We start from the raw sequence: 14,473 nt of genomic DNA on the forward strand, positions 1-14,473 counted from the left end.
GCGAAAATTAACCAATTATGAGCAAATTTTGACATTTTATTAGATGTGCGATTGACATTTCTCAATATGTTACGCTTGTTGTCTATATTTAGTAAAACCAATGTTGAGTAACCTAATACTAGCATGCTATGAAAACGTTACAATTTAATATTCCTGTAATTAAAGGACAAAGCATCACTGTCCAGGAGGATATCTCGGAATCGTTCTATCCACATTTGCATCGTCATCAAGAAGCCCAGTTAATGTGGATTACGAAAGGAAAAGGTGTATTGCTTGTGGATGAAACCCTCCATCCCTTTAAGGAAAACGATATATTTTTCATCGCTGCTCACCAAGCACATGTATTTAAATCTGTATCCGAGGATAAGGCTGGTGATGCCGCTAGATCCATTTCGATCTTTTTTGATCCGGAAGGGAGGTTGAAACAACTTTTTATGTTGGGTGAATTTGAATCCTTGGAGCAATTTTTAAGTCAGGATTCCAGGGGATTTAAGATTCCGGAGGTGGATTTCGACATGGTATCTAAGCGTATGCTGTTATTAAAACAATCGGAAAAGATCGATAAAATGATGCATTTCTTCTATTTGCTCCGGACACTAGCCCAAATTTCAAAGAGAACAGATGCGCTCTGTCCCGAACCGATGGAGACTGTAGTCGGTTCCACTGGAAAAAATAACCGCATAGAGAAGGTTTGTCATTATATCAATACACATTTTAAACATGGGCTTACTTTAGAAAGTGTTGCAGAAAGGGCACACCTATCGCCACAGGCATTCTGCCGTTATTTCAAAAAACACTGTGGAATCACTTTAGTTGGTTATCTAAACCGGATACGAATTAATGAGGTTTGTAGTCAATTGGGAAAAGATCATTTACATTTGGAAAATATCTCATTTATTGCTTACAACTGCGGCTTCAATAGCATTACAAATTTTAACCGCGTATTTAAACAGATTATCGGCTGCACACCGAAAGAGTATATTTTGCGCTATGATCAGCGCTATACAGAAAATACAATTGTTTCATATGTTTAGTTTAAGGCCACGTCGTGAGACGTGGCTTTTATGTGGAGAGATTTAGTACGATCAGAAATCCTAATATTCCTAATTTTTGAAGCATAGTCTTCATAGATGGTTTTATATTTGATTAGTAACGTGTTGTTTGGAGTATAAAAGTAATATAGCTATTATCCGCTACTACCTAAAACTAAAGAAAAACTTGTCTTATGCTAAGATCGATTGGAAAATCTATCTATAAATTCGTTAATAATAACGGAAAATCGAGGCCGTATTTAATAAAAAAAAATTGGCAATGGAAAATTATAGTCAAACTATCCAGTTGGGTGTAACAAAGGATCGGGTCTTTAAAGCACTAACCGATGAAATACCATTTTGGTGGACAATCATGTTTGAGGGCTCTTCCAATAAGAAGGACGATAGATTTACAATTCGCTTTGGAGATCTTATTTACAAAGTAATGCAAGTGGAAGACTTACATGAAAATGCAAAAGTTGTTTGGCATGTCGAAGATTCATTGATAGCCCTTCCCGGATTGAATAATCAAAAAGAATGGATTGGCACAACGATCGTTTGGGACATCACAGAAAAAGAAAACGGGATTGTGTTGCAACTTGAACATATTGGCTTATCCCCTGAAATCGAATGCTATGATATTTGTACAGATGGATGGCGACAATTTGTGAAAAGTTTAGAAGCATATATTGAAACAGGTAAAGGACAGCCTTTTTCGAATTGATCCTTGCTAGCAAATATAGCTTCTGTTAAGGTATTACTATCTTCATAGTGGGTTGGATGTGACAACCAAGCTTCCGGAATGGATTTTTTATCATAATAATATATAACTGTGAGCCTGCCCTTGGGGGGCTCCAGTATCTGTCTCTCCTCCGAGATTAATAATCCCTAAAACAGTGCCTCTATAATTTTTCTTCCCCCCAAAAGTACCATAGGCTTGATTCTAAGCTGTCTATCATATATCCATTAGATCCCAGCTCATCTTCAGATTTACTCCTGATGTTATGTAGATTGATGTGGTCGAAATAAAACCTCCCCACTGTGGAAAGAATTGATTGGATCTGAATTCATTGAAACTAGGATAGCTATAATTTCTGGTAGAAGCTTTGTTAATTGTTTGATTAATTTATGAAAATAACAATTAAATTAATAATCTGTTTGATGAAATAATTGAAATAATTTACGATATTTGAATGAATTATAAAACTGTGAAGAAATAAAAATTAATATGCTTTCTGAAAGATCAATGGCCATATGGATCTACATTGGTGTGGAAAGCATTTATTTCTAGAATTGAATAAGAACAATGGAGTATTTTTCCCAACTTGGATACCATTCGAACGAAATCATAAAATTCGCTGCCGCTAGCGGAATCTTTTCCCTACTTTTAAAATGTGGTAAAGTAATCCATTTTACACCACAAGATCCGGAGCATTTTAGAGCCTGGTTGACTGAAAAAAACATTGAAGATATTAAAAGCGAAAAACAGCAGCGAGAATTTTTGAGGACTAGCATTTAATACCATAAACAGTAGATAATATTTTGGTGAAAAGCCAAAAATTATATTTTTTTATATAAAAAATCAATTTATACGATCTTATGAAAAAGACATTACTTCTATTGGCGCTGCTGATTTGTATGACCATTAATAGCTTTGCCCAAGAAAGTTCGATGTTATGGAAAATTTCCGGTAATGGTCTAAAACAAGATTCTTATTTGTTCGGTACGATCCATATGTTGTGTCCAGACGACTTTGTCATCAAACAGAAGAATTTAGATGCACTAAATGCTAGTAAAAAGGTAGTTTTTGAAGTTGATCTTTCCAAACCAGAAAATGCAAAATCTCTACAGGCATTTACTGTTTCGGATCCGAGTTTTATAAAGTCATTTTCTGAAGACGATATCAAAAAGATGGACAGCGTGTTGATCGCACAGCAGCTTTCAATCAAATTGTTGGATTATGTATCACCTGTTGCTGTTATATCCTTGTTCTCGATGAAAGGATTTAATTGCCCGGATCCGACAAAGATGAAGTCTTATGAGGTCGAGCTGTCAGCACTTGCGACCAGCCAAGGAAAGGTAATAGGAGAGTTGGAGACACCTGATTTTCAATTTAATTTGCTGAAGGATCTTATTACACCCAAATTGTTCATGGAATCTGTTTTTCAGTTGGACGAATACCCTGCATTGACAGTCAAGATGGTTCAAGCTTATAAATCAGAGAATTTGGAAGAGTTGACAAAATTGCTCCAAGATCCAGCCTGGATGACGAAAGAACAAAAAGAAAAATTGTTAATTGGGAGAAATTTGAATTGGAGTAACCTGATACCCCCTATGATCAATGAAGAATCCTGTTTTATTGCCGTTGGCGCAGGGCATTTGACCGGTGATCAGGGGCTGATTACCTTACTCCGAGAAAAAGGATTCAAAGTAGAGGCCGTAAAATAAATCTTATCTTAGTGGATATTTAAAACTAAGAAAAAAATGGCATCCGAGCACAACGAAACAGTAGAGATATTGAAAACAGGTGGCAAGACATATTTGATTTTTGGTATAAGTAGGGGATTAGGCAGAGTTATAGCGTTGAATTTGCCAAATGAGAATGATCTAATATTTGGTATTTCCAGGAATGAACCAAATTATTTAAGTGCCAATTCAGACATCCGATGGATTGCTACCGATCTATCCCAACCGAAAGAATCTTCGGAGACGATAAAGGCGGTAATAGGAAATCAACGGATTGATTATTTTATCTATAATGTTGGGATATGGGAAAAAGACGCATTTACGGAAGCGTATAATTTTGCAGATAACAGCGCCTCCGAAATAGTAAACTTAATCAATACGAATATTACGTCTTGCATTTTAAATGTACAGTCGGTAATAGATAATTTAAGACAATCGTCCAACGCTAAGATTATATTGATTGGTTCTACTTGGGGTTTAGATAACCACAGTGGAAAAGAAGTTGCATTCTCTGCGACAAAGTTTGCATTACGTGGTGTTGTCCATTCCTTACGAGAAAACCTTAGAAAAGATAAAATAGGTGTTTCCATATTAAATTTGGGCTATTTAGCGACAGAATTTGATCATAATGAAACAATAGAAAACGTTATTGTACAAACACAAGGTAATCTTATTCCCCTGCAAGATGTAATCCAAGCATTACGATTTATTATCTCTACTTCGGCGGCAAGCTGTGTAAAGGAAATTAATATGCCGGCAATGTGTGATTTTAATCTATAACATTGCTTTTGATCCGCACTTCTTGCCGTTATAAATTTTTTGACATCGCGATAAATTTGCATTTGGTCAACGTATACATGCACTATATCAAAAAGATTGGTGCTTGAGCCGTCCAAAAGCTTCCTTTGTTGAAAAAACATGAGGAAACAAGTATTATGTGCAGTTATACTCAGCGGTTTTACTACGCTGACTGCACATGCTCAAAATGCAGTATCGGGACAGGTTGCTGTGGATTATGTCCCACTATCAAATTATATTCGCCCTGAAGATAGTGTTAAGACAGGTTCAAAGAGCGATTTTAGGAGAATACAGTTTAACCTGGAAGTTCCACTATCCACCAAAATAGACTCTTCTGGCAATATAAAACGCTGGTCCTGGAAGATAGGGGCAGCTTATGCAAAGATGGAAAATAGAGGGTATGAAGAACCCTTATTCCCGACTGAAATGCTCAATGCGGAAATGGGACTTCAATACCTGACCTCATTAAGGAAAAATTGGTCTCTATTGACTTTCGCCTCCGTTGGGATTTATTCAGACCTCGTTAAAGTAAATGGTAAGGATATACTGGGGCAGGGAGGTGTGCTTTTTATTAAAAAATTTAGACCGAATTTAGCGTTTGGATTTGGACCTGTATTGAGCAATAGTTTTGGCGTGCCAATGATCCTGCCAGGTTTGTATTTTGATTGGAAAACAAATGGAAAAGTGAAGTTCAATGTGAATTTCCCGCAAGGTCTATCCGCATCCTATCACCTCAATGAATTGGTTGATCTTCGTGCTGTCGTTAATCTAGATGGTATGACTGCAGAGCGAGAAAAGAATGGGAAATCTACTTTGGCCGGTTTTATGTTATTGACAGCTGGGCTTCAGCCTCAGTTCAATTTGGGCAAGAGCCTGAAGCTCCAGCTGACCGGCGGAAGCACACTTGCCAGATTGTATGTAGAAAATGATCGATCCTTAAAGAGTTTATTCAAGAATAAAACGCAGGAAGATCCCCGATTTTCACCGACTTTCTATACTTCCGTAGCATTTAAATGGAATATGCCTTAATCATCGGCTAAGGAGCTTCTTAAAAACAATATTTTGGAGAAGCTCCTCCCTTTTTGTGCGCGAGATTGGCAATTCTTGGTCCTGTATATATACTCTCCCTCCAGTAATGATGTCAATGTGGTTTACATTGACTAGGTAGGATTTGTGAATACGAAAAAAATGGTTGCCGGGTAATGCCTCTTCCAAAGCTAACATGGTTTGATGGATTGTAATTGTACGCTCTTTAAAGTGAAGTTTTGTATAATTTTGCATACTTTCCGCGTACAGAATATCTGTCCAGGAGATTTTAACAAAAGCATCCCCCTGTCTTACAAATAACATATTCTCATTCGGACTACTTTCCTGTAAGGGTTTGTTCCGCTGTAGAAAAAGCTGATAAGCTTTGGTGCTGGCCTGATAGAAACGCTGGAAAATTATAGGTTTGAGGAGGTAATCAACAGCTTGAAGTCTGAATCCTTCCAAAGCATATTCTGAATAAGCTGTGATGAAGATACATAAAGGCGGGTTTTCAAGGGAGTCTAAAAAGTCTATACCATTGAGATAGGGCATATTAATATCTAAAAAAATAAGATCTATATCGCCCTGCTGTAACCTCGAAGTTGCAGCTAGTGCTGAAGGAAATGTTTCCACTAAATCCAAAAAATCGATCTGCTCGGTCATTTCGGCAATATGTTGGCGCAGCATAGGTTCATCGTCTACGATGATACATTTCATTTTAATTTCTTCCATTGTCAATAGTTAGCTGTTAAGATCGATGGTCAGTTGTATAGTAAAACTGTTGTCAAGTTTATGGATTGTTAACGAATAGTTGTTTTCATATTGCAGTTCCAGTCTTTTTTTTACATTTTCCAGCCCTATGCCCGAGTGCCCAGTCGAAGCTAATTGCGGATAGTCCTGATAACTATTACTGATGTTGAATTGAAGTTTTCCTTCTTCCTCAACACAGGATAACTCTATGCCTCCTTTTTGATTTGGAAGACGGTTTACGTGTTTAAATGCGTTTTCGACAAAACAGATGAGCATCAATGGTGCAATATATAAATCCTTTGAAGATTGATTCCATGAACAGCTTACATCCAGTTCGTCGCCCCATCGCATTTTTTCTATGGCTATAAAATCCTGTAAATATTGCAGTTCGCGTGTTAAAAGTACGAGGGGTTGGTTGCACTCATAGAGCTGGTACCTCAGAATGTCCGAAAATTTCAGAAGCAAATAATCGGCCATTTCCACATTCTTTTTCATGAGGATATGAATATGGTTCAAGACATTAAACATAAAATGAGGATTGACCTGATCTTGTAAAAATTTCACCTGACTTTCAAGGAAATTCTGCTGCAATTGACTGTGGATGCGTTGAATATCAGCATGTTCCTGATAAAATCTAATCCCGCAGGCCGTACCATTGATCAGTAGGGAAGATGGAATACCTTGATAGAAATGAGTGAGTATTAGATCTGTCCGTTCATGGTTAGCTATTCCTTCTTTGGTGAGAATGAAGTAGTAATCTATGCCACCAATTAAAATAGCTAAAATAACTACAAAAAGCACTGCTTTTAGTACAAAAGGTTTCATTTGTTGAGCCTTGATCGCTCGTGGTAGAACTCGGTCACTCAGCCACTGCGATACAATAATCGAAGAAGCCATGATTAGCGAGGTGTGCAGTAACGCCTGGAGCGAATCGAACTCGCCTTTTATTTGAATCCATACAGCAAACCCAAGAACAAACCAAAAAGAAATGAGAAAAAGATGTTTATTTAAATAGTTTTTTTTGAACATATGACGATTAAAAAAAAAATACCTTTGGAGCCTGATTCCTAGGTAGCTCCAAAGGTAAAACTTATTCATTGTTTTAGAAGATAAAGTAACCCAATCCAATGGAAAATGCCTGTGGTTTGGATTTAAAAGATTTATTAAGGTCAGAAAAACCGCGTTCATAACGAACATCGAGTGTAAATCGCTGAATATCGACTCCCAGACCACCGGTAACTTGTAAGTTTGATTTGTCAAAATGTTTCATTCCCTGTTGTATTGCTTTTAGAGGCGGCAAGTTGTCGTTTAGCGTATAGCTGTAAATTGCACCAGCTAATACCCGGAAATTGATGTCCTGATTTTGGTAGATTTTGTAGCCTGCAACGACGGGGATATCTATCGCATTCCATTTGAGTTTGCTTTCGGTTTGTCCTTGCGGTTTAAGTGCTGCTTTACGCTTATTGAAAAGAGCTTCACCCTGGATATAAGCTCTTCCAAGATTAACTCTTGCCATACCTCCTACGTGTAACCCTATGGCATATTTGTCATCTAAGTCTGCTAATTCGGTATTGAGTTTGTTGAGACTACTTCCCCCTTTAATACCCAATTGAATGAAAGGTTGCTCCTGAGCAAACAGTTTTTTGCTAAACATCATGGCAAATAATACGATGCATGATAAAATTGCTTTGTTATTCATTTTATATTGTTTTGATTTGTTCAAAAGAACGAAGGATCAATTCCTTGGCAAAAAGAGTTTGACGAACGGCATTTTTGTAGTGACGAAGGTTAATATAGGGATGATTAGTCTGTCAAGATTTCTATTTGTTTGTCAAGATTTCTGGCTTAAGCGTATTTTTTTCAGGATTGATGGGAAAAGGTCTATTGTTTTTTTTTAACTTACAAGATACATTTTGTTTGGTCAATTGTGTTGTACAAATAATCGATTTCATGAAAAATCCATTGAAGCGAACTTTTTCCTTTTCCTATCTGGTATGGCCGTTTTGTCTGCTTATACTAACATCCTGTTCTAAAGAAGGACTTAATTCACAAGGAGGTCTAATAGATCCCGGTTTTAAAGCTGTCAACTTACAAACCGGAATCAAGGAAAATGTGATTCCGATCAAAGCGGATTTATGGTATGTGTCCTATGTCAAAGATGTCCTTACAGGAGAAATATTGAAAGATTCCACTGGAAAAAAGCTCAAATTGGAGCTTACGGGCTCGATTGGAGTTGACGGTGGATGGCTACAGTTGGAAAAAACAATTAATAACGAGCTTAAATTGACCTTATTGGAAAATTTTAGTGATCAGCCCAGGAGTTTTGCCATTGGCATATTGTCAGCGGATAAAATGGATGAAGTGAATTTTATTCAAACTAGGGCTGATGGATATGAGTTGGTCAAAAAAGAAATCAAAGAAGTAAAAGAAAACCGGAAGATCTATGTCAGTACCGAAGGGTGTACTGCGATGAATCTGGTAAATAGCTCAAATCGAGAGCGAAAAGTCGATATCACTGCCATTTTTAAGGACGTAAAATATAGTTCCGAATTCATAAGTGACAGCTACGGTGCTTTTGACTGGCTCAATAAAACAGATTCTACGATTTTCATGGATGAATTAATGGTAAATGGTGGAGTTCGCTGGCAAGGTAAAGTTCCTTACAGCAAAGGCAAAACTTTTGAAAATTATATTAAATCTGGAGATAAACAAGAATTGCTGCTCAAAGCCAATGCCCAGATGACCGTGAGAGGTGAATTTAAATACCTCGAAAGAACTTGCAATTATATCTTCACCATCAAGAATAAAACATCCGGGCACGAATTCCAAGTGAAGGGTACCTGGAAGCAAAAGGTTCCGCTGATCCCACTGACTATTTTGCAATAAGATTATTTATTCTACTAAACTAGCGATGTAGGCATTTACTTTCATGAGGCGTGTAGTGCATGGTTTTCTGTTTTGTAGAATACCTTGAAATTCGCCGTTAGTTTGGTTCTTTTAACGAGAGACTAAAAGTAAACTTCTTTTGCATTAAAAAGCTATAAATAGTAACAATAAAAGTGCAGAGAATTTGTGATGGAGTAGGATAACAAAGAAATTGCGCAACAAATAACTTCAACAGAAGGTAATTTATCAATAAAGAACCGAGATTGGAGAATAGATATCTACCTAACATCGTATAAACCGTAAATCCTAGAACTTGACAAATATATAAATCTGCCTACCTATAGCGGGTAGATGATTGACAAATGGTTTGAATTGAGAAAAAATTAGGATTACATCGCTATCTTTTCTTATAATTGCATTAAATTAGATTTATTCTAAATAACTGTGAAGAGCGAAAATACCATAATTGTTGATTTTAAGACTCCTAATGATTTTGAGGTCCTTTATAGGAATACTTCCGAGCAGTTATTCAATATTATTTTTAAACAAGTAAGAGACCACGCGATCACAGAAGAACTTGTACAGAATATTTATCTCAGACTTTGGGAAAGAAGGTTTGAAATCCAACTATCCATCCCTATACAACATTATTTGAATCGTGCTGCTAAACTCGCAGCTTTAGATTACCTCAAAACCAGTAATCGTCGGAACATACATCTTAAGCAGCTTTATATTGAGCAGGAAAAGAGCGATAATGTCACTGAGAAAACTGTCTTTTTCAGGGATTTAAAGAAGAGGATCCATGCAATAACCGATCAGTTACCTCCCAAGTGCAGAACAGTTTTTGTTATGAGCAGAGAACAGGGGCTTAATACCCGTACGATTTCGCAACGTTTGTCAATCGCTGAAAAGACTGTTGAAGCACATCTGACCAAAGCTTTGAAAGCGATCAAAAATAGTATCGATCGAAAAATATAAAAAAAATCAAAACAGACTAAGGGTATTAGGTACTTTGGCCAACTATACTAATAAAGGGGCTATAATTAGATAATTGACGTTTCCTTTGAAAAATTGATATAACAACAATACGTATTACACAAGAGCTGTATTTTGGAAATTAACCCAGATATTTTAAAACGATATAATGAGCATACGGCCAGCGAAGCCGAACGCAAAGCCGTTGAAGAATGGCTCGATGATCATTCAGTTGAAACTAGTATTATCCCAACGAATGAATTGTATGCCATGAAAGCATCTGTATGGGATCGTGTTCATGAAAATATAATAGGAACAAATGTAGTCAAGCTTGTGGGGACACGGAAAAAAAGTGACTACCTTCCGTTGACAGCGGCTCTTGGATTACTATTACTAATAGGTTTAATCTGCCAACAATTGACTTCACGCGATCAGCGCTACTCCGATGCCATTGTCATTACTTCTGCCCAGGGTGATGTTGAGATTTTGGACGACCACTGCAGATTACAATTTTCGGGATACCTTCAGGTCTTCAACCGTTCATCTAAAGTTAAATCAATTGAATGTAGCAACGGCGAGAAATACACCTTGGCACCAGGCGAGACCTATTATCTGGAAACCATCGATGGCAAACATTCTATTGTACAAGAAAGCAATCTTTCACCAGAAGATAATTGTTCGCGTTTCATCCGCGGTGATGTGAAAATATATGCGGGAAAAGCTAAAAACAATGTATAAAATTTACAGATTTCGAATCACAAATTACGCTATTTTAACGATCTGTCTGCTAGCTCTCTTTCTGACTGCTTGCAACAGTCCGTCAAATAGTAAGATGAATAACGATAATGGATTGATTGTGATCGGAACGCGTGTGAATACCCCCAAAGGGCGGATGTTCTATTTGGGAGCCTATCGGGATATACCCCAAAAAGTTGATCCCAAAGATATGTTGCTCTTGGGGCGCGAAAATGCGATATATTCCTATGGCGAGCATCCTTACATTTGGGATGGTATCTCTGCTATGCTGAGGAAGTATCATGTAGATAAACAGATGAAGATAACGGCGACTGACTCTATTCATTTCAAAAGCTTAGTTAACAGTGAATCATTTGGTTCGTTAGCCTTTATTTCCGAGCAAGAGGCTTACGCATTCTTTCTTGCCGACGGAAAGATTATCCAGTTCAATCCAACTACAATGCGTGTTACAGCATCTCTGAACGTACAACCACTTCCGAAGGGAAAAGCTACAGAAGTCAATACAAACACCTATTATTCCTTTGTAACGGACGATCATACCGTACTATTGCCTATAGGAACAAATCCCAATAGCTTTGCTAAATTTCCGACCAATGCCCAGGTTGCTGTTTTCAATTACAAGGGAAAGAAAATACAGTATACAAGTGATTCACGTATGTCGCTAGGGTATAATAATTTTGCTGTGGATATTTTGAATGGCGGCCTGTATTATAGACCTTCTAAGTATATCGCGCGAGCACAGGATTATTCACCTGTAGTAGATTCACCGCCAACAGGAGGATTGTTGAAAGTTCAGAAAGATGGGAACTTTGATACGGACTTCTTTGTCGATCTTCAGAAAGTACTTGATGCGCATCGTATCGTGTCGGTTATTTATATCAAAGGTAAAGATGTACTGGTGCAGTATATTGAAAAGGGATGGAGAGTTCCAGAAGATCCCGGGGCCTGGTTTAACTACCCGACCAAATTGGCGGTGGTTGATTTGCATAAAATGACCTATAAGGATCAACCTCTTTTAGAGAAATATGGAACCATTTATCCAGTGGGTGAGGTGGATGGTAAACAATATTTTTCCAATTTCGGAGCGCAAGATGGTACCTATCATTTTCTTGAACAGGATGATGGCCAAATTTTCAAAACTAGAATAGAGGCTCTTGGCGGAAGTGGTATCTATATCGCCCGTATCAGATAACGATAAAATATTTGTCGAATAATTGAAATGCTGTTTGCTAACAGCAATGGGAATGTTATTGACTAGTTTTTTCGTTTAGTGTAAATATTTGTTGTTGTATATATATTATTCATGTTTTTTTATTTTTTCAGTTATGAAATCAGTTTTATCAATTTTCTTATGTTGCATATTATCCTTTGCTGCCACGGCGCAAACGCAGGACAAAGTCAAAGGAAAGATTATGATATCCGAAAGCATTCCGGCAAAAGATGCACTATTGAGACTCCTGAATACGGCCTACCAGACTAGGACCAATGCCGCTGGTGAATTCTATTTTAATGATGTACCTCCGGGAAAATACATTCTTCAGGCCTCTGTCAATGACGTGGAGATTATCCGTGAAAATATCAGTATTAGGGAAAATGCAGACAACCTTCCTGTCATTTATGTGATCAAAAAAATGAACAATTTAGATGGGGTAACCGTGTATGGATATAAAAGAAACAAATTCTTGGATCAGGATACAACAATGATTGCCAAGATGCCACTATCTTATATGGAAAATCCGCAGGCATATACCAGCATCAACCAAACGATCATGAAGGAGCAATTGACTACTGACGTTTCTGATGCATTGCGTAATGTACCTGGTATGATTAAGATGCAGGGTAGTCCTGGTCGAGGTAGTGGCGACGGTAGCTTCTATTACAGTTTGCGGGGATTTCCAACGAAGGTTTCTATGGTGGATGGCGTCCCCGCTACGACAAATGGGGAGATTGATCCAGCAGATATAGAACGTATAGAAGTAATCAAAGGACCAGCAGGAACCTTGTATGGTGGTGCCGTGACTTCTTTTGGCGGATTGATTAATGTGACGACAAAGAAGCCCCGTGACTATTTTGGTGGCGAAGTAGCCTATACATTTGGAAGTTTTAATCTCAATCGACTGACTGCCGATGTCTATGGTCCTGTAGATCGCAATAGAAAAACACTATTTCGATTGAATAGTGCTTATCAATATCAGAATGGATTTAGGGATTCCGAATTCAGAAAATCATTCTTTGTCGCGCCAACGTTCAATTATCAGGTCAGTGACCGTTTGACATTTAACCTTGGAGCACAAATCTATAATTACGAAGGTACTAATACGCCTATTATCTTCTTGAGCAGAAACCGCCAATTTTTTGCCAGAACACCGAAAGAGTTAGGTTTTGACTGGACAAGATCCTATTCTAATAACGATATGACATTGAAAGCTCCGGCAATTAATATCAAAGGTGAGATCAATTATCGGATATCAGATACCTGGACTTCCCAGACCATTATCTCCAGAAATTTTCGTAAAACGGAAGGCCTTTATCAGTATCAGTTCATCCGCGGGAATACCAGTGATGCTTTGCTTGAGCGCAACGTGCAATGGAACAATTCTGAGGCTGCTTCAACAAGCATACAACACAATCTCAATGGTACATTCCAGTTGGGAAGCATTAAAAATAAACTGCTAATTGGAATTGATTATCTCAATCAGTCCTTACGTAATAACCATTCACCTATCGTGAAGTACGATACCGTAAATGCCCAAAATCTGACAAGTGGCTATGGTTTTATTTCCCGGGAACTGGCAACGGCAAGTATTCAGAAATCAAAAGGCAATATGATCAGAACCTACGCATCTAACAATGTTTATGGCGCTTATATCTCCGATGTTGTCTACCTGACAGATCGCTGGACTACCCTTTTAAGTCTGCGTTTAGACCATTTTGATTCCAGAGGACAGCTCAATCTGAATACGAACGTTCGTGATGGAGAATATAAACAAACAGCTTTATCCCCCAAATTTGGTATGGTCTATCAGTTGGTAAAGGAGCAGCTTTCAGCTTATGCGAATTACATGAATGGCTTTAGTAATGTTGCACCGGTTGACAATAAAGGAATTGTAGGTTATAGTAATATTTTAAAGCCGCAAATGGCTGGACAATGGGAGGCGGGATTAAAGGCTAATCTTTGGAAAAATCGCTTCAACATGACTGCATCTTATTATGATATCACGGTGAATAATATGAGCAGGGATATTGAAGTTACCCAGGATGGACAATCTGCTATTGTCACGATCCAGGATGGAGAACAACGTAGTAAAGGTGTTGAATTTGAACTGATCACTAACCCGGTGAGAGGATTAAATATTATGGCCGGATATACTTACAACGATAGTAAATTTCAGAAAGCTGATGCTTCAGTTGAAGGGCGAAGACCTGCATCTGCAGGACCGGCAAATGTCTTTAACTCTTGGCTTAGCTATGTATTTCAGAATAGAACCCTTCATGGATTTGGAATCGGACTTGGTGTTAACCGTGTCGGTGAGCAGATTACTGTAGATCAAGAAGCGACAGGTCGGTTCACCTTTCCGGCATACACGCTGGTCAATACATCTCTTTTTCTGGAAAGAGATAAATATCGATTTGCAGTGCGTATGAATAATTTGACCAATAGCGAATATTTTGCAGGACAGGGGGTAATCGTGGCTCAGATGCCACGTAATTTTGCTGTGCAGCTCAGCCTGAGGTTTTAACTAGATCATAAAAAAGCCACATCNNGATGTGGCTTTTTTATGATC

General features: G+C 37.9%; 14 protein-coding genes. 10 read left to right on the top strand and 4 right to left on the bottom strand.

Annotated features, from left to right (window positions below; translation table 11 throughout):
- Nucleotides 1–128: 128 nt before the first annotated feature.
- The 5 genes from B3600_RS07095 (at nucleotide 129) to B3600_RS07115 (ending at nucleotide 5,324) form a co-directional block, all read left to right on the top strand.
- A complete protein-coding gene (locus B3600_RS07095; protein ID WP_070565230.1) occupies nucleotides 129–1,034 on the top strand; it encodes an AraC family transcriptional regulator in 906 nt (301 codons plus the stop codon).
- A 277-nt stretch (nucleotides 1,035–1,311) separates the two neighbouring features.
- Entirely contained in the window at nucleotides 1,312–1,755 is a 444-nt protein-coding gene (locus tag B3600_RS07100; RefSeq protein ID WP_286752517.1) for an SRPBCC family protein, read from the top strand.
- Between the two features lie 875 nt (nucleotides 1,756–2,630).
- Nucleotides 2,631–3,479 carry a TraB/GumN family protein gene (locus B3600_RS07105; RefSeq protein WP_286752518.1) on the top strand — a complete coding sequence of 283 codons (849 nt, stop codon included), beginning with the start codon at nucleotides 2,631–2,633 and terminating at the stop codon, nucleotides 3,477–3,479.
- 36 nt (nucleotides 3,480–3,515) lie between these two features.
- Nucleotides 3,516–4,277, top strand: a complete 762-nt coding sequence (locus tag B3600_RS07110) for an SDR family NAD(P)-dependent oxidoreductase (RefSeq protein ID WP_286752519.1) — start codon at nucleotides 3,516–3,518, stop codon at nucleotides 4,275–4,277.
- Between the two features lie 138 nt (nucleotides 4,278–4,415).
- Nucleotides 4,416–5,324 (top strand): DUF6268 family outer membrane beta-barrel protein, encoded by a 909-nt coding sequence (locus B3600_RS07115; RefSeq protein WP_286752520.1) that lies wholly within the window; start codon nucleotides 4,416–4,418, stop codon nucleotides 5,322–5,324.
- On the opposite strand, the gene B3600_RS07120 is transcribed toward B3600_RS07115, so the two are convergent.
- The 3 genes from B3600_RS07120 to B3600_RS07130 form a co-directional block, all read right to left on the bottom strand.
- A complete protein-coding gene (locus tag B3600_RS07120; RefSeq protein WP_286752521.1) occupies nucleotides 5,325–6,053 on the bottom strand; it encodes a LytR/AlgR family response regulator transcription factor in 729 nt (242 codons plus the stop codon).
- A 9-nt stretch (nucleotides 6,054–6,062) separates the two neighbouring features.
- On the bottom strand, nucleotides 6,063–6,968 hold the full coding sequence (locus B3600_RS07125) for a sensor histidine kinase (RefSeq protein WP_286752522.1): 906 nt from the start codon (nucleotides 6,966–6,968) through the stop codon (nucleotides 6,063–6,065).
- A 205-nt stretch (nucleotides 6,969–7,173) separates the two neighbouring features.
- The gene (locus B3600_RS07130) at nucleotides 7,174–7,770 is read right to left on the bottom strand and encodes a porin family protein (protein ID WP_182329863.1); all 597 of its coding nucleotides are present in this window, start codon (nucleotides 7,768–7,770) and stop codon (nucleotides 7,174–7,176) included.
- Between the two features lie 251 nt (nucleotides 7,771–8,021).
- Between B3600_RS07130 and B3600_RS07135 the strand changes: the two genes are divergently transcribed.
- Nucleotides 8,022–8,957, top strand: coding sequence for a hypothetical protein (locus B3600_RS07135; protein ID WP_286752523.1), 936 nt, complete (start codon nucleotides 8,022–8,024; stop codon nucleotides 8,955–8,957).
- Nucleotides 8,958–9,054: 97 nt separating this feature from the next.
- Here B3600_RS07135 and B3600_RS25565 read toward each other — a convergent pair whose 3' ends face one another.
- Entirely contained in the window at nucleotides 9,055–9,246 is a 192-nt protein-coding gene (locus B3600_RS25565) for a GtrA family protein (RefSeq protein WP_376749790.1), read from the bottom strand.
- 155 nt (nucleotides 9,247–9,401) lie between these two features.
- Here B3600_RS25565 and B3600_RS07140 point away from each other — a divergent pair, with 155 nt between their 5' ends.
- The 4 genes from B3600_RS07140 to B3600_RS07155 all read left to right on the top strand — a co-directional run bounded on the left by B3600_RS07140 (nucleotide 9,402) and on the right by B3600_RS07155 (nucleotide 14,428).
- Complete coding sequence (locus B3600_RS07140; protein WP_286752524.1) at nucleotides 9,402–9,935, top strand: sigma-70 family RNA polymerase sigma factor; 534 nt, start codon at nucleotides 9,402–9,404, stop codon at nucleotides 9,933–9,935.
- Nucleotides 9,936–10,067: 132 nt separating this feature from the next.
- Nucleotides 10,068–10,670 carry a hypothetical protein gene (locus B3600_RS07145; RefSeq protein WP_286752525.1) on the top strand — a complete coding sequence of 201 codons (603 nt, stop codon included), beginning with the start codon at nucleotides 10,068–10,070 and terminating at the stop codon, nucleotides 10,668–10,670.
- A gap of 94 nt (nucleotides 10,671–10,764) precedes the next feature.
- On the top strand, nucleotides 10,765–11,880 hold the full coding sequence (locus B3600_RS07150) for a hypothetical protein (protein ID WP_286752526.1): 1,116 nt from the start codon (nucleotides 10,765–10,767) through the stop codon (nucleotides 11,878–11,880).
- A gap of 133 nt (nucleotides 11,881–12,013) precedes the next feature.
- Complete coding sequence (locus B3600_RS07155) at nucleotides 12,014–14,428, top strand: TonB-dependent receptor (RefSeq protein WP_286752527.1); 2,415 nt, start codon at nucleotides 12,014–12,016, stop codon at nucleotides 14,426–14,428.
- The last annotated feature ends 45 nt before the right edge of the window (nucleotides 14,429–14,473 follow it).

It is taken from the genome of Sphingobacterium sp. UBA2480 (genome assembly GCF_002341965.1).
Taxonomy (GTDB): Bacteria; Bacteroidota; Bacteroidia; order Sphingobacteriales; family Sphingobacteriaceae; genus Sphingobacterium; species Sphingobacterium multivorum.